A 15,534-nucleotide genomic window follows, 5' to 3' on the forward strand; every position below is an offset into this window, starting at 1 on the left:
CAGCCTCTCAGCCGCCCGCGCCGGCGCTCACGGCCGCAGCCGCAGCCCACGCGGCGTGGCGTGGAAGCCCGCCGCCTCCAGCGCGCGGCCCAGCGGCGCCGTCAGCACCGGGGCGCCGTTGGCCCGCTCCACGGTCAGCGAGCCCAGCGTCCCGGCGCGGGCCGCCTCGGCCAGCGCCGCCGTGGCCGCCTCCAGCGCCGTGCCCTCGCCCCACGCCAGCAGGGACTTGCCGCCCCGCTCCAGGTACAGCACCAGCTCGCCGTCCACCAGCACCACCACCGCACCGGCCTTGCGGCCCGGCTTGTGCCCGGCCGACTCGGGCGGCTCCGGCCAGGGCAGCGCGGCCCCGTAGGCGTTCGCCGGGTCGGCCGCCGCGAGCACCACGGCCCGCGGTGCGCGCTCGCGCTCCCGCGCCGTGCTGACCGCCCGCAGCCGGTCCACGGCGCCGTCCACGGCGAACTGCGCGGCGCCCAGATGCTCGACCACGTACCCCCGCCGCGCCTGCCCGCTCTCCTCGAACGCCGACAGCACCCGGTAGACGGCCGCGAAACCGCCCGGCACCCCCTCGGCGGCGACCGCCCCCCGGGTGACCACGCCGTGCCGGTCCAGCAGTGTGCGGGCGGTGGCGTGGGCGCGCCGGGTGGCGTCCTCCGCCCCGGTGGCGCGCGGCGGCAGCAGGGACCAGCGCCCGGACACCGTGGGCGGGCCGTTCCGCGACACCGCCTGGCCGCCGGAGCCACCGGCGCGCAGCGCGAGCGAGCCGTAGCGGCCGCGCGGCGGGGCGCGGCGGGCCCGGTGCGCCGTCGAGCCCGCCGTCCGGCCCGAGCCGAGCAGGCTGCGCAGCGGGGCGAGGCTGTCGTTGGTCAGCCGCCCGGACCAGGCCAGTTCCCACAGGGCGTCGGCGAGCCGGGCGTCCGACGACTCCCCGAGCGCCGCGCGCACCCGTTCGGCGATCTGGCGGAAGAACAGTCCGTACCCGCCGGCCAGCGCGTCCAGCACGGCCTGGTGCAATTCGGTGAGCTCCAGCGGGTGCGGCTCGGGCAGCAGCAGCGGCGCCGTGTCGGCCGGGTACAGCGCGACCCAGCCGTCCTTGCCGGGAAGGGCGCCCGCCCCGGCCCACACCACCTCGCCCGTGGTGGTCAGCTCGTCCAGCAGCGCCGGGGTGTAGTCCGCCACCCGGCCGGGCAGCACCAGGCGCTCCAGCGCGGAGGCGGGTACGGCCGCGCCCTGGAGCTGCTCGACGGCCCTGGCCAGCCCGTCGACCCCGCGCAGCCCGCCGCCGTCCACGTGCTGCCAGCGGGGCAGGAACGCCGCCAGCGCGGGGGCGGGGACGGGCTCCAGCTCCTCGCGCAGCGCCGCCAGCGACCGCCGGCGCAGCCTGCGCAGGACCACCGGGTCACACCACTCCTGCCCGGCGCCCGCGGGGTGGAACTCGCCCTGCACCAGTCGGCCCTCGGCCGCCAGGCGGTGCAGGGTGGCGTCCGCCACGGCCTGGCCCAGACCGAACCGGGCCGCCGCCTGCTGGGTGGTGAACGGGCCGTGGGTGCGGGCGTAGCGCGCCAGCAGGTCACCCAGCGGGTCGGGCACCGGCTCGGTGAACGCCTCGGGGACGCCGACGGGCAGCGCCGCCCCCAGCGCGTCCCGCAACCGCCCCGCGTCCTCGATCGCCGCCCAGTGCTCGACGCCGCCGACGCGCACGGTGATGGCCCGCCGGGCGGCCGCGAGCTCCGCCGCCCAGCCCGGCTCGGCCCCGCGCTCGGTCAGCTCCGCCTCCGTGAGCGGGCCGAGCACGCGCAGCGCGTCGGCCACCGCCTCGACGTCCTTGACGCGGCGCTCCTGGGTGCGCCACTGGAGCTCGGCCTCCAGGCCGGCCAGCACCTCGGCGTCCAGCAGCTCGCGCAGCTCCGCACGGCCCAGCAGCTCCGCGAGCAGCCGCGAGTCCAGCGACAGCGCGGCGGCCCGGCGCTCGGCCAGCGGCGTGTCGCCCTCGTAGAGGAACTGCGCGACGTACCCGAACAGCAGGGAGCGGGCGAAGGGCGAGGGTTCGCGCGTGGTGACCTCCACCAGCCGCACCCGGCGCGCGGCCACGTCCCCCATCAGCTCGGCGAGCCCGGGGACGTCGAACACGTCCTGCAGGCACTCGCGCACCGCCTCCAGGACGATGGGGAACGAGCCGAACTCGGCGGCCACCTCCAAAAGCTGGGACGCCCGGCGGCGCTGCTGCCACAGCGGCGTGCGCCGCCCCGGGTCCCGGCGGGGCAGCAGCAGCGCCCGGGCGGCGCACTCGCGGAAGCGGGCGGCGAACAGCGCGGAGCCGCCCACCTGGTCGGTGACGATCTGGTCGACCTCGCCCTGCTCGTAGAGCACGTCCTGCGCGCCCACCGGCGCCCGCTCCGCGTCGAAGGCCCCGCCCGGCCCCACCGGCGCGGGCGGCCCCGACAGGCCCTCCGCGCCGGTCGGGCCGTCCGGGCCGTCCGGACCGTCCAGGCCCAGCAGGTCGGCGTCGGGCAGGCGCAGCACGATGCCGTCGTCGGCGTGCATCACCTGGGCGTCCAGCCCGTACCGCTCGGTCAGCCGCGCGCCCAGCGCCAGCGCCCAGGGGGCGTGCACCTGCGCGCCGAAGGGGGAGTGGACCACCACGCGCCAGTCGCCCAGCTCGTCGCGGAAGCGCTCCACGACGATCGTGCGGTCGTCCGGCACGTGGCCGCACGCCTGGCGCTGCTCGGCCAGGTACGCCAGCAGGTTGCGCACGGCCAGCTCGTCCAGGCCCGCGGCGGTCAGCCGGGCGGCGGCGGCGTCGGCGGCCAGGGCGCCCACCTCGCGCACGAACGCGCCCAGCGCGCGGCCCAGCTCCAGCGGGCGCCCGAGCTGGTCGCCCTTCCAGAACGGCAGCCGACCGGGCACCCCCGGGGCGGGCGAGACGAGCACCCGGTCGCGCGTGATGTCCTCGATGCGCCACGACGTGGTGCCCAGCGTGAAGACGTCCCCCACCCGCGACTCGTACACCATCTCCTCGTCCAGCTCCCCGACACGGCCGCCGCCGCGCTGGGGATCGGCCCCGGCGAGGAAGACGCCGAACAGACCGCGGTCGGGAATGGTGCCGCCGGAGGTGACGGCGAGCCGCTGCGCGCCGGGGCGCGCGCTGACCGTGTGCGCCACCCGGTCCCACACCACGCGCGGGCGCAGCTCCGCGAAGGCGTCGGACGGGTAGCGTCCGGCCAGCATGTCCAGCACGCCGGTGTAGGCGGACTCCGGCAGCGCGGCGAAGGGCGCGGCCCGGCGCACCAGCGTCAGCAGCTCCGTCACGTCCCAGGTGTCCATGGCGGTGATCGCCACGAGCTGCTGGGCCAGCACGTCCAGCGGGTTCGCCGGAACGCGCAGCGCCTCGATGGCCCCCTGGCGCATCCGCTCCGTCACCACGGCGGACTGCACGAGGTCGCCGCGGTACTTGGGGAAGACCACGCCCGCCGAGACCGCGCCCACCTGGTGCCCGGCCCGGCCCACCCGCTGCAGGCCCGAGGCGACCGACGGCGGCGACTCCACCTGCACGACCAGGTCCACCGCGCCCATGTCGATGCCCAGCTCCAGGCTGGAGGTGGCGACGACGGCCTGGAGCCGCCCCGCCTTCAGGTCCTCCTCCACCTGGGCGCGCTGCTCCTTGGACACGGAGCCGTGGTGGGCCCTGGCCAGCACCGGCGGGGCGCCCTCGGCCGCCCCCGAGCCACCCATCAGCTCGGCGGGGGAGTGGTGCTCGGGCAGCGGCTCGCCCGTCGCCCGTTCGTAGGCGATCTCGTTCAGCCGGTTGCACAGCCGCTCGGCCAGGCGCCGGGAGTTGACGAAGACGATGGTGGAGCGGTGGGCCTGCACCAGATCGGTGATGCGCTCCTCGACCGACGGCCAGATGGAGGGCTTGGCGGTGACCTCGTCGGCGTCGGGCACCGGGGAGCCGCCCAGCTCGCCCATGTCCTCCACCGGGACGACGACCCGGAGCGCGAACTCCTTCTCGGCCGGAGGCTGGACGATCTTCACCGGCCGCTGCGGGGAGAGGAAGCGGGCGACCTCCTCCACGGGCCGCACCGTCGCGGACAGGCCGACGCGGCGGGCCGGGGCGTCCAGCAGCGCGTCCAGGCGCTCCAGGGAGAGGGCCAGGTGGGCCCCGCGCTTGGTGCCCGCCACGGCGTGCACCTCGTCCAGGATCACCGTCTCCACGCCGCTCAGCGCCTCGCGGGCCTGCGAGGTGAGCATGAGGAACAGCGACTCGGGCGTGGTGATCAAAATGTCGGGCGGGCGGCGCGCGAGGGCGCGGCGCTCGGTGGCGGGCGTGTCCCCGGAGCGGATCGCCACCCGCACGTCCGGCTCGGGCAGGCCCTGCCGGAGCGACTCGTGGCGGATGCCCGTCAGGGGGCTGCGCAGGTTCCGCTCGACGTCCACCGCGAGCGCCTTCAGCGGCGAGACGTAGAGCACGCGGCAGCGCTTGAGCGGCTCCGCGGGCGGCGGCACGGCCGTCAGCCGGTCCAGCGAGGCGAGGAAGGCGGCCAGCGTCTTGCCCGAACCCGTGGGCGCCACCACCAGGGCGTCCGCGCCTTGCCGCAGGGCCTGCCAGGCGCCGACCTGGGCGGCCGTGGGCGCGCGGAACGCCCCCGCGAACCACGCGCGGGTCGCGGGGGAGAAGCCGTCCAGGGCGGGGTGAGCCGTCGGGTGACCCATGCCCCCATCGTGCACCGGGCCACTGACAACGGCTTCCGCAAGGCCCGGGCGTGGGGGCGGGAGCGGCGTGCGCGTGGGGGCGGCGTGCGCGTTGCGCGCGGCGCGTGCGCCGGGGTGGGACAGGGGCGGTGGGGGCGAGGGTGGGCGTACGGGTGTGCGAGGGGGGCGGAGGCGGCGCGCACAATGGACGGGTGAGCGGACGGGAGTGGGCACGGCACTGGCAGTACGAGGCGCTGCCGGGGCTCGACCTGCTGTCCGCGCACTACGTGCGGCACACGTTCGCGCGGCACGCGCACGACGGCTACGTGGTCTGCGCCGTCACCGGCGGCGTCGAGGAGGTCGGGCTGCCGGGCGGTACCGTGCGCGCCGGGCGCGGCGGCGTCGTCATGATCAATCCCGAGGTGCCGCACACCGCCCGCGCGGGCCGCCCGGAGGGGTGGACCTACCGCACGCTCTACCCGTCGGCCGGGCTCGTCGCGGAGATCGCCGCGGAGACGACCCGGCTGCGCGGCACGCCCTCCTTCGCCGCCCCCGACGCCGTGGACGCGCGCGCCTGGGCGCTGATCGCGGGCGTCCACCGGGCCGCCGAGGCGGGGAACGCGCTGGCCGCCGACAGTCTGCTGCGGCACGCCGTCGCGCGGCTGCTGCGGCTGCACGGCGCCCCCGCCGCGCTCCGTGCGCCCGCCGGCGCGGGGGCGCGGACGGCGCGGCGGGCCCGGGACGTGCTGGTCGAGCGGATGGCCGATCCGCCGACGCTCGCCCGGCTCGCCGCGGAGCTGGGCACCAGCCCGTTCGCGCTGAGCCGGGCCTTCCAGGACGCCTACGGGATGCCGCCGCACGCCTGGCTCACCGATGCCCGCGTGCGGCGTGCCCGGCGGCTGCTGGAAGACGGCGTGCCGCCCGCCGAGGCGGCGGTGGCCTGCGGCTTCACCGATCAGCCGCACCTGGGCAGGCACTTCAGGCGCATCGTCGGAGTCCCGCCGGGCGCGTACCAGCGGGCACGCGGTCGCACGCCCGGCACGCGGGCTGACTTACCGGGCGCGCGAGCCGGGCAGGGGAGCGTCGTGCGCCCGGCGCGCGGGCGGCGCGCGCCCCGGGCGGCAGCGTGCGCCGCGCCTGCGTGTACCGCGCAAGAACGTACAAGACGGCTGTCATAACGGATGGCTAGCGTGCGGGCGTGACCCAGGACCTTCCCGTCCGGAACCCGGACCCGCCCGAGCCCACCGTGCCCCCGCCCGACGCGCCGCACCGCTCCCGCGCCGACCGGGCCGTCGTCCGCGACGCCCTCGGCGTGGGCACCGCCGTCGGCCTGTCGGGCTTCGCCTTCGGCGTGACGGCGGCGGGCGCCGGCCTCAGCCTCCCGATGGCGTGCGCGCTCAGCCTGCTGGTCTTCACCGGCGCCTCGCAGTTCGCCCTCGTCGGCGCGCTCGCCGGCGGGGGAGCCCCGGCCACCGCCGCGGCGGGGGCGCTCTTCCTCGGGGTGCGCAACGCCTTCTACGGCCTGCGGCTGTCCGGCCTGCTGCGGCTGCCCGGGCGGCTGCGCCCGCTGGCCGCGCACTGGGTGATCGACGAGACCGCCGCCGTCTCCCTGGCCCAGCCGGACCGGCGCTCCGCGCGCCTCGGCTTCGCCGTCACCGGGGTCACCCTGTACCTGCTGTGGAACCTCACCACGCTGCTGGGCCACCTGGGCGCCGCCGCGCTCGGCGACCCGGCCGCCTGGGGTCTGGACGCCGCGGGGCCCGCCGTGTTCCTCGCCCTGCTCGCACCGATGCTGCGCACCGCCGGCGAGCGCGCGGTGGCCGTGCTGGCCGTGGCGCTGGCCCTGGCCACCCACCCGGTGCTGCCGGCCGGAGTGCCGGTGCTGGCCGCGGGGCTCGCGGCGCCACTGGTGCTGTGCGTCACCCGGCGGGGAGGCGGGCGATGAGCGTGTGGTGGGCGATCGCCGTGACGGCGGCCGGGTGCTACCTGGTGAAACTGCTCGGCCTGTCCGTCCCGGCCGGAGCGCTGGAGCGGCCGCTCGTGCGGCGGCTGGCGGCGCTGTTGCCCGTCGCCCTGCTGGCCGCCCTCACCGGGTTGCAGACCTTCGGCGGCCAGGCCGGGGCGCTCGCGCTGGACGCCCGCGCCGCCGGGCTCGGAGCCGCCGCGCTGGCGCTGCTGCTGCGGGCGCCGTTCCTGGTGGTGATCGGCGCGGCGGTCGTCGTGACCGCCGGGGCGCGGGCGCTGGGCGGCTGACGGGCGCGCGGGCGGTGGAGCGGGTCGCGGGGGCCGCGTGGGCCACGCGGGACGCGCGGGGCGCGCGGGACGCGTGCCCGTGGGCCGCGCGGGCGGGTATGGGCGGTGTGGGGGTGCGGGGCGGCGACGTGGGCGGTGTGGGCGGAGTGAGTGGCCGCCCGGGGGATCGCCGCGGTCGCGCGGGCAAGAGCCTTGTCAATGCCGTCGCGGCCGTCGCGGCCGTCGCGGCTGCGGGGTACTGCCGGAGTACCGCGGGGTACCGCGGAGTACTGAGCGATACTGGGGGCATGCGGCTGACGGACTTCTGGGAGCGGATGGCGGCGCACTTCGGCGGTGCGTACGCGGACTCCTTCGCGCGGGACCACGTGATGTCCGAACTCGGCGGCCGCACGGTGCACGAGGCGCTGGACGCGGGGTGGAACGCGAAGGACGTGTGGCGGGGGGTCTGCGCGGCGATGGACGTCCCCGCGGAGCTGCGCTGATTCCCTACGCGCCCCCTCTGACCAGGGCTTTTTCCGTTCTCCACACGGGCGGCGCGGCAACTTGACACGAAAATCGAACATCGATTCCCATGGGTGGCGGCGGACGGGCCGGGGCTGCCCGGACCGATTGTCAGTGGCAGCCGCTAGCGTCGGCGGACGTGAAGCGATCGAATCAGAAACCGGTGGGACCCATGGCAGGAACCGACCGCGACAAGGCGCTCGACGCCGCGCTCGCGCAGATTGAACGCCAGTTCGGCAAGGGCGCCGTGATGCGCCTGGGCGAGCGGCCGAACGAACCCATCGAGGTCATCCCCACCGGGTCGACCGCGCTGGACGTGGCCCTCGGCGTCGGCGGGCTGCCCCGGGGGCGGGTGGTGGAGGTCTACGGCCCGGAGTCCTCGGGTAAGACGACGCTCACGCTGCACGCGGTGGCCAACGCCCAGAAGGCGGGCGGCACGGTCGCCTTCGTCGACGCCGAGCACGCGCTCGACCCGGAGTACGCCAAGAAGCTCGGGGTGGACGTCGACCAGCTCATCCTGTCCCAGCCGGACAACGGCGAGCAGGCGCTGGAGATCACCGACATGCTCATCCGGTCCGGCGCGCTGGACCTCATCGTGGTCGACTCCGTCGCGGCCCTGGTGCCCCGTGCCGAGATCGAGGGCGAGATGGGCGACTCCCACGTCGGCCTCCAGGCCCGGCTGATGAGCCAGGCGCTCCGCAAGATCACCGGCGCGCTGAGCCAGTCCAAGACGACGGCGGTCTTCATCAACCAGCTCCGCGAGAAGGTCGGCGTCATGTTCGGCTCGCCGGAGACGACGACCGGTGGCCGGGCCCTGAAGTTCTACTCCTCGGTGCGGCTGGACATCCGCCGCATCGAGACGCTGAAGGACGGCACGGACGCGGTGGGCAACCGCACCCGGGTGAAGGTCGTCAAGAACAAGGTCGCCCCGCCCTTCAAGCAGGCGGAGTTCGACATCCTCTACGGCGTGGGCATCAGCCGCGAGGGCGGCCTGATCGACATGGGCGTGGAGAACGGCTTCATCCGCAAGTCCGGTGCCTGGTACACGTACGAGGGCGACCAGCTCGGCCAGGGCAAGGAGAACGCCCGCAACTTCCTGCGGGACAACCCGGACCTGGCCAACGAGATCGAGAAGAAGATCAAGGACAAGCTGGGCATCGGCGTGCGGGTGCAGGAGCCCGCGGGCGAGCCGGGTCCGGACGCCGCCGACGGCGCGCCCGCACCCGCTCCCACCGCGGAGCCCGCGGCCAAGGCCGCGGCGGTCGCCGCCAAGGGGAGGGCCGCCAAGGCCGCCAGCGCGGCGAAGAGCTGACCCGGGCGCGGCATGACACGGCGTACGGACTGGCCGGACAGCAGCCCGCCACCCCAGGACGGTGGTGCCGCCTCCTCGTCGAGGGCCGAGGAGGCGGTACCACCTGAGTACGCGAAGGCCGCAGGGGCGGGACCGGCTGAGCCGCGAGACCCGGTCGAGCGGGCCCGGGCGATCTGCCTGCGGCTGCTCACGGGCACGCCCCGCACCCGGGCCCAGCTCGCGGACGCCCTGCGCAAGCGGGACGTCCCGGCCGAGGCGGCCGAGGAGGTACTCGCCCGCTTCGAGGACGTCGGGCTCATCGACGACGCGAGCTTCGCCGACGCGTGGGTGGACTCCCGGCACCACAGCCGTGGTCTGGCCCGGCGGGCCCTGGCCCGGGAGCTGCGGACGCGCGGGGTGGAGCCGGCGGTCATCGACGGCGCTCTGGAGCGACTCGATCCGGGCCAGGAGGAGGAGACCGCCCGCGCCCTGGTGGACCGCAAGCTGCGCACCACCCGGGGCCTGCCGCCGGACAAGCGCCTGCGGCGCCTGGCCGGCCTCCTCGCCCGCCGCGGCTATCCCGAGGGCGTGGCGCTCCGCGTCGTCCGGCAGGCGCTGGAGGCCGAGGACGCGCGGTGCGCGGAGACGCTGGAGGAGTACCTGCCGGACGGCTAGCGGCCCGGCAGGCGGGCGGACGGCTCGGTGGTGCCCTCCGGGGCCGTACGGGGGAGGGTGAGGGTCACCCGCAGCCCGTCGGGGACGCCGGGAGCGAAGGCGAGGGTCGCGTCACCGGCGGCCAGGAGGGCGCGGGCGATGGACAGGCCCAGCCCCGAACCGGAGACGTTCTGGTGGCGGCTACTGCGCCAGAAGCGGTCGCCGACGCGCTCCAGCTCCTCGGCGGTGAGCCCCGGCCCGCCGTCGGCCACCTCGATGGTGACCCGGTCACCGGCGGCCGCGACGGTCACGGTGACGGTCGCGCCCTCGGGGGAGAACTTCACCGCGTTGTCCACCACGGCGTCCAGGGCGCTGGAGAGGGAGACGGGGTCGGCCCAGGCGGTGGCGGCGGCGAGCCCCCGGGAGGCCAGCGTCACGCCCTTGCGCTCGGCCACGGGACGCCAGGCGGCCACGCGCTCGGCGGCCACCTCGCCCACGTCGGTCAGCCGCAGGTCCGCGCGGCTGTGCTCGGCCGTCGCCAGGCCGAGCAGATCGTCCAGTACCCGGGCCAGCCGTTTGCCCTCCCCCTGCACGGCGGCGAAGTCCGCGCTGCCCGCTGGCAGCTCCAGGCCGAGCAGCTCGATGCGCAGCAGCAGCGCCGACAGCGGATTGCGTAGCTGGTGCGAGGCGTCGGCGACGAACGCCCGCTGCTGTTCCAGGATGTCCTCGACGTGGTCGGCCATCTCGTTGAAGGAGTGCGCCAGCCGCCGCAGCTCCGGCGGGCCGCCCGCGGCGGCCACCCGCGAGGTGAGCCGCCCGGTGCTGATGTCGTGGGCCGCCTTGTCCAGATCGCGCACCGGCCGCAGCACCCACCCCGCCAGCCGCGAGGCCGCGCCCAGCGCGAGCAGCATCGCGGCCGCCTCACCCGCCGCCAGCGGCACCCAGTCGCGCAGGATGCGGGAGCGCAGCGGCCCGGTGGGGGAGTCGGTCAGCACCACGGCGACCACGTCCCCGTCCCGGATGACCGGGGAGGCGACGGCGATGCGGCTGTCCTGCCACGGCCACACCTGCGGCGGGTCGTGGCTGCGCCGCCCGGCCAGCGCCTCCGCGAAGGCCGCGGCCCCCTCCCCGCCGGACGGCTTGCGCCACCCGTCGGGCGCGGCGGCCATCGCCCGCCCGTCGCGGTAGAAGACGCCCGCCCGGATGCCGTACAGCTCGTGGTACCGGGCGAGCTCCTCGGTCAGCGTGGCCAACCGGCCGTCCGGCCTGCTCTCGGCCACGCGGGCCTCGGCGCCCGGCTGGCCGACCGGGGCGGGCCGCTCGGTCACGAACTGCGCGAGCGCGGCGAAGCGCGCGGTGTCGTCGATCCGGTCCACCACGACGTGCTGCTGCTCGGCCGAGGCCATGCTGACGGCGAGCGGGAATCCGAGGGCCAGCAGCACACCGGCCATCAGGACGATGAGCAGCGGCAGCAGGCGGGTGCGCACCGCGGAAGGCTACCGGCTCACGCGGCCGCGGCGGCCAGCCGGTAGCCGACGCCGCGCACGGTCTCTATCAGCGCGGGCTGCCCGAGCTTGGCGCGCAGCGAGGCCACGTGCACTTCCAGGGTGCGCCCGGTGCCCTCCCAGCTCGTCCGCCACACCTCGCTGATGATCTGCTCGCGCCGGTAGACCACGCCGGGGCGCTGCGCGAGCAGGGCGAGAAGGTCGAACTCCTTGCGGGTCAGCGCCACCGGCTCGCCGTGGACGCGCACCTGGCGGCTGGCGGGTTCGATCAGCACCGGACCGAGGCGCAGCCCCGGCGCCGCGGATGCCTCGCCGCCGGCCGCTCCCGGAGCGGGGGCGGCGCTCGCCACCGGTGCTCCCGCCGCCCGCGCGCCGGCCGCCCCGGCCCCGGCCGGGTGCGCTCCCGCCGCGTCGTCGCGCCCGGTCCGGCCCGGGCCGCCCGCACCGCCCGGGCCGGCGACCGCGCGCGGGGCCCCGGCCGCGTCACCGGGGAGTGCGCGCCGGCTGACGGCGTGGATGCGGGCCAGCAGCTCACCGGTGTCGTAGGGCTTGACCACGTAGTCGTCCGCGCCGAGGTTGAGCCCGTGGATGCGGGAGCGGACGTCGGCCCGCGCGGTGACCATGATCACCGGGGTGCCGCTCTGGCGCCGGATGCGGCCGCACACCTCGAAGCCGCTCTGGTCGGGCAGGCCGATGTCGAGCAGCACGACGGCGAAGGGCGCCCCGCTGTCGTCGGGCAGCAACTGCTCCAGCGCCTCCTCGCCGGTGCGGGCGTGCACCACCCGGAAGCCGTGGCGGGCGAGCACGGCGGTCAGCGCGGCGGCGACGTGCTCGTCGTCCTCCACCAGCAGCAACCGCATGCCGCCTCCCGTCCGCGGGCACCGTGCCCGCCGCCGTCCCGATCCGTTCCCCGCCGGTTCCCATGCCGCTCACCGGCATGCCGTACGCAGCATCCACGCCGATCCGGCCGCCGCCCGTCAAGGGCGCCCGGGCGCCCTCGGCCCACCGTTATTCAGCCGGAACGCGCGCGACCGAGGGGTGTCACGCAACGTGGCCGTAGGTGTCCGGATCGTTATGCTCAATTTCCCCTCAGATGTGGTGACGTGGGTTCACGGCCGTCACTAAGGTCCCCTCAACCGACGAGGACGGAGCGAGTGACGCCGATGAGCGCAGTATCGGTGACGAAGGACGAGGACACCGCACCCGCGGCGGAGCCGCTGGTCGTCCTGGACAACGTCAACAAGCACTTCGGTGCCCTGCACGTGCTCCAGGACATCGACCTGAGCATCGCCCCCGGCGAGGTGGTCGTCGTGATCGGCCCCTCGGGGTCGGGCAAGTCCACGTTGTGCCGCACCATCAACCGGCTGGAGACGATCGACTCCGGCAGCATCTCCATCGACGGCAGGCCGCTGCCCGCCGAGGGCAGGGAGCTGGCCAGGCTCCGTGTCGACGTGGGCATGGTCTTCCAGTCCTTCAACCTGTTCGCGCACAAGACCGTGCTGGAGAACGTGACGCTCGGCCAGCTCAAGGTGCGCCGGAAGGGCAAGGCGGAGGCCGAGGAGCGCGCCCGCGCACTGCTGGACCGGGTCGGCGTGGCCAACCAGGCCGACAAGTACCCCGCGCAGCTCTCCGGCGGCCAGCAGCAGCGCGTGGCCATCGCCCGCGCGCTCGCCATGGAACCCAAGGTCATGCTCTTCGACGAGCCGACCTCCGCGCTGGACCCGGAGATGATCAACGAGGTCCTGGAGGTCATGCAGCAGTTGGCCCGCGACGGCATGACGATGGTCGTCGTCACGCACGAGATGGGCTTCGCCCGCTCCGCCGCGAACCGGGTCGTCTTCATGGCCGACGGCCGCATCGTCGAAGAGGCCACGCCGGAACAGTTCTTCAGCAACCCGCGCAGCGACCGGGCCAAGGACTTCCTGTCGAAGATCCTCGCGCACTGACCCCGCCCGCGGGCACCGGTCTCCGGGCCTCCGCTCCGCCGGCCGGCCCCCGGGCCCGCCGCCCCGGCGGCACCGCCCCAGCACCGTCGTCTCCGGCGCCGTACCACGGACGCCGCCCACCACGTCAGCAAGGGAACCCATCATGAGACTTCGCACCACCGGCGCCGCGGCCGCGGCCGTCCTCGCCCTGTCCCTCACCGCCACCGCGTGCGGCGGCGGCGGTGACAGCGGTGGCGAGGGCGGCGACGGCGAGAAGATCGCCATCGGGATCAAGTTCGACCAGCCGGGTCTGGGCCTGAAGGCCAAGGACGGTGGCTTCGAGGGGTTCGACGTCGACGTGGCCACCTACGTCGCCGGTGAGCTGGGCTACGAGCCCGACCAGATCGACTGGGTCGAGGCCCCCAGCGCCGAGCGCGAGAACATGATCTCCCGGGGCGACGTGGACTTCATCGCCGCCACGTACTCGATCACCGACGCCCGCAAGGAGAAGGTCGACTTCGCCGGGCCGTACATGATCGCCCACCAGGACCTGCTGATCCGCGCGGACGAGTCCGAGATCAGCGAGGCGACGGACCTCAACGAGAAGCAGCTGTGCTCCGTCTCCGGCTCCACCTCCGCGCAGAACGTCAAGGACGAGCTGGCCCCCAAGGCCAACCTCCAGACCTACGGCACCTACTCCGAGTGCCTGTCCGGCCTGACCAACGGGGTCGTCGACGCGCTCACCACCGACGACGCGATCCTGGCCGGCTACGCGGCGCAGCCCCAGCACGAGGGCAAGTTCAAGCTCGCCGGGCTGAGCCTGAGCGACGAGCACTACGGCATCGGTCTGAAGAAGGGCGACACCGAGCTGCGGGCGGACATCAACGCCGCCCTGGAGAAGATGGTCGAGGAAGGCGCCTGGACGGAGTCGGTGGAGAAGCACTTCGGCCCGGCCGGCTACGACCCGGGCGAGGCTCCGGAGATCACCGAGAAGAGCTGACCCACGGGCGGTTGACGGCCACCGGGCGCGCCGGGCCACCGGGCGCGCCCGCTTTCCTTGAGGTGAGAGCGCGGTAGACAGTGTTCGATTTTCTTGATCTGGAGCGGTACGACCTCGTCGGGGCGTTCTGGGTGACGGTGCAGCTCACCGTCTTCTCCGGGATCGGCGCCCTGGTGTGGGGCACCGTCCTGGCCAGCATGCGGGTCAGCCCCGTGCCGGTGATGCGCGCCTTCGGGGCCGCCTACGTCAACGTCGTGCGGAACACGCCGCTGACGCTGATCATCGTGTTCTGTTCCCTGGGGCTGCACCAGACCCTGGGCGTCGCGCTGATGGGCGGCCGGGACTTCGACACGATCAACTTCCGCCTGGCCATCCTCGGTCTGGCCGCCTACACCGCGAGCTTCGTCTGCGAGGCGATCCGCTCCGGCATCAACACCGTGCCCGTCGGCCAGGCGGAGGCCGCACGCGCCCTGGGGCTCAGCTTCACGCAGGTGCTGCGGCTGATCGTGCTGCCGCAGGCGTTCCGTTCGGTCGTGGCGCCCCTGGCGAACGTCCTGATCGCCCTCACCAAGAACACCACGGTCGCGGCAGCCATCGGAGTGGGGGAGGCCGCGCTGCTGATGAAGGACATGATCGAAAATGAGTCGGACGCGGTGCTGCTGGTCTTCGGCACCTTCGCCCTGGTCTTCATCCTCCTCACCCTGCCGACGGGCCTGCTCCTCGGCCGGGTGGGCAAGCGCGTGGCGGTGAAGCGATGACCTCCCTCCTCTACGACGCCCCCGGTCCCCTCGCACGCCTGCGCAACGTCCTCTACACGGTGGCCTTCCTGGCCCTGGCAGCCGGGGTGCTGTGGTGGGTGCTGGCCATGATGGCGGACAAGGGGCAGCTCGAAGCCGACAAGTGGCTGCCCTTCGTCGAGGACTCCCGGGTGTGGACCACCTACTTCCTCCCCGGCCTGGTCAACACCCTCAAGGCCGCCGCGCTGGCCATGGTCATCGCCCTGCCGCTGGGCGCGGTTTTGGGCGTCGCGCGCCTGTCGGACCACGCCTGGGTGCGCGGCGTCGCGGGGACGGTCGTGGAGTTCTTCCGCGCCATCCCGGTGCTGCTGCTGATGTTCTTCGCGAACACCGGCTACGCGATGTGGACCGACATCGACCGCGAGGTGCGTCCGCTGTACGCGGTCGTCACCGGTCTGGTGCTCTACAACGCCTCGGTGCTCGCCGAGGTGGTGCGGGCGGGCATCCTCTCGCTGCCCCACGGCCAGACCGACGCCGCCAAGGCCATCGGCATGCGCAAGAGCCAGGTCCTGGCCTTCGTGCTGCTGCCGCAGGCGGTCACCGCGATGCTCCCGGCCATCGTCAGCCAGCTCGTCGTCATCGTGAAGGACACCGCGCTCGGCGGCGTGCTGCTCGGGTTCAGCGAGCTGCTGCGCTCCGCCGGTCTGATCAGCGCCAACTACGGCAACACCATCCCCGCCTACCTCGTCTGCGCGGTGCTGTTCGTCGCCTTGAACTTCCTGCTCACCACGGTGGCGAACCGGCTGGAGAGCCGCCTGCGCCGGGGCAAGCGCTCCGGTGGCGCCGTCGTCGGCACCGAGCGGCTGGAGGAGCTGGACGAGGCGGGCCCGGACCGGCCGGTGACCAAGGCGGGTGGTGGCCGGGTCCGCGGGACCTGAGGGGCCGGCGTCCGGGCGCGCCCCGGGCACCCGTCGGCGGGGCG

Annotated in this window: 13 protein-coding genes; 10 read left to right on the forward strand and 3 right to left on the reverse strand. The window is 75.2% G+C overall.

The genetic code is table 11. From position 1 onward, the window contains the following. Window positions 1–27: 27 nt before the first annotated feature. Window positions 28–4,707, reverse strand: coding sequence for an Lhr family ATP-dependent helicase (locus OSB71_RS21205; protein WP_265950349.1), 4,680 nt, complete (start codon window positions 4,705–4,707; stop codon window positions 28–30). 152 nt (window positions 4,708–4,859) lie between these two features. Between OSB71_RS21205 and OSB71_RS21210 the strand changes: the two genes are divergently transcribed. The 6 genes from OSB71_RS21210 (at window position 4,860) to recX (ending at window position 9,406) form a co-directional block, all read left to right on the forward strand. Further along, entirely contained in the window at window positions 4,860–5,864 is a 1,005-nt protein-coding gene (locus tag OSB71_RS21210) for an AraC family transcriptional regulator (RefSeq protein WP_323055325.1), read from the forward strand. 20 nt (window positions 5,865–5,884) lie between these two features. Then, the gene (locus OSB71_RS21215; protein ID WP_416237306.1) at window positions 5,885–6,631 is read left to right on the forward strand and encodes an AzlC family ABC transporter permease; all 747 of its coding nucleotides are present in this window, start codon (window positions 5,885–5,887) and stop codon (window positions 6,629–6,631) included. Beyond that, entirely contained in the window at window positions 6,628–6,939 is a 312-nt protein-coding gene (locus OSB71_RS21220) for an AzlD domain-containing protein (protein WP_265950352.1), read from the forward strand. The genes OSB71_RS21215 and OSB71_RS21220 overlap by 4 nt, the downstream gene beginning before the upstream one ends. Before the next feature lie 287 nt (window positions 6,940–7,226). After that, window positions 7,227–7,421, forward strand: coding sequence for a DUF3046 domain-containing protein (locus OSB71_RS21225; protein WP_265950354.1), 195 nt, complete (start codon window positions 7,227–7,229; stop codon window positions 7,419–7,421). 191 nt (window positions 7,422–7,612) lie between these two features. Then, window positions 7,613–8,752 (forward strand): recombinase RecA, encoded by a 1,140-nt coding sequence (recA, locus tag OSB71_RS21230; RefSeq protein ID WP_265950355.1) that lies wholly within the window; start codon window positions 7,613–7,615, stop codon window positions 8,750–8,752. A gap of 12 nt (window positions 8,753–8,764) precedes the next feature. Beyond that, the gene (recX, locus tag OSB71_RS21235) at window positions 8,765–9,406 is read left to right on the forward strand and encodes a recombination regulator RecX (protein WP_265950357.1); all 642 of its coding nucleotides are present in this window, start codon (window positions 8,765–8,767) and stop codon (window positions 9,404–9,406) included. Here recX and OSB71_RS21240 read toward each other — a convergent pair. Together OSB71_RS21240 and OSB71_RS21245 are read right to left on the reverse strand one after the other, a co-directional pair. After that, a complete protein-coding gene (locus OSB71_RS21240; RefSeq protein WP_265950359.1) occupies window positions 9,403–10,872 on the reverse strand; it encodes a sensor histidine kinase in 1,470 nt (489 codons plus the stop codon). The two genes, recX and OSB71_RS21240, sit on opposite strands and share 4 nt — an antisense overlap. Window positions 10,873–10,889: 17 nt before the next feature. Further along, the gene (locus tag OSB71_RS21245; protein WP_265950361.1) at window positions 10,890–11,750 is read right to left on the reverse strand and encodes a response regulator transcription factor; all 861 of its coding nucleotides are present in this window, start codon (window positions 11,748–11,750) and stop codon (window positions 10,890–10,892) included. Between the two features lie 303 nt (window positions 11,751–12,053). Here OSB71_RS21245 and OSB71_RS21250 point away from each other — a divergent pair, with 303 nt between their 5' ends. The 4 genes from OSB71_RS21250 to OSB71_RS21265 all read left to right on the forward strand — a co-directional run bounded on the left by OSB71_RS21250 (window position 12,054) and on the right by OSB71_RS21265 (window position 15,490). Beyond that, entirely contained in the window at window positions 12,054–12,836 is a 783-nt protein-coding gene (locus tag OSB71_RS21250; protein ID WP_265950363.1) for an amino acid ABC transporter ATP-binding protein, read from the forward strand. Between the two features lie 142 nt (window positions 12,837–12,978). Beyond that, window positions 12,979–13,815 carry a glutamate ABC transporter substrate-binding protein gene (locus OSB71_RS21255; protein WP_265950364.1) on the forward strand — a complete coding sequence of 279 codons (837 nt, stop codon included), beginning with the start codon at window positions 12,979–12,981 and terminating at the stop codon, window positions 13,813–13,815. 80 nt (window positions 13,816–13,895) lie between these two features. Further along, the gene (locus OSB71_RS21260; protein ID WP_265950366.1) at window positions 13,896–14,573 is read left to right on the forward strand and encodes an amino acid ABC transporter permease; all 678 of its coding nucleotides are present in this window, start codon (window positions 13,896–13,898) and stop codon (window positions 14,571–14,573) included. Then, window positions 14,570–15,490: an amino acid ABC transporter permease gene (locus tag OSB71_RS21265; RefSeq protein WP_265950367.1), complete on the forward strand. Its 921-nt coding sequence runs from the start codon at window positions 14,570–14,572 to the stop codon at window positions 15,488–15,490. Before OSB71_RS21260 ends, OSB71_RS21265 begins: the two co-directional genes overlap by 4 nt. The last annotated feature ends 44 nt before the right edge of the window (window positions 15,491–15,534 follow it).

Origin of the sequence: Streptomyces marinisediminis, assembly GCF_026262575.1 — a bacterium.
Lineage (GTDB): Bacteria > Actinomycetota > Actinomycetes > Streptomycetales > Streptomycetaceae > Streptomyces > Streptomyces marinisediminis.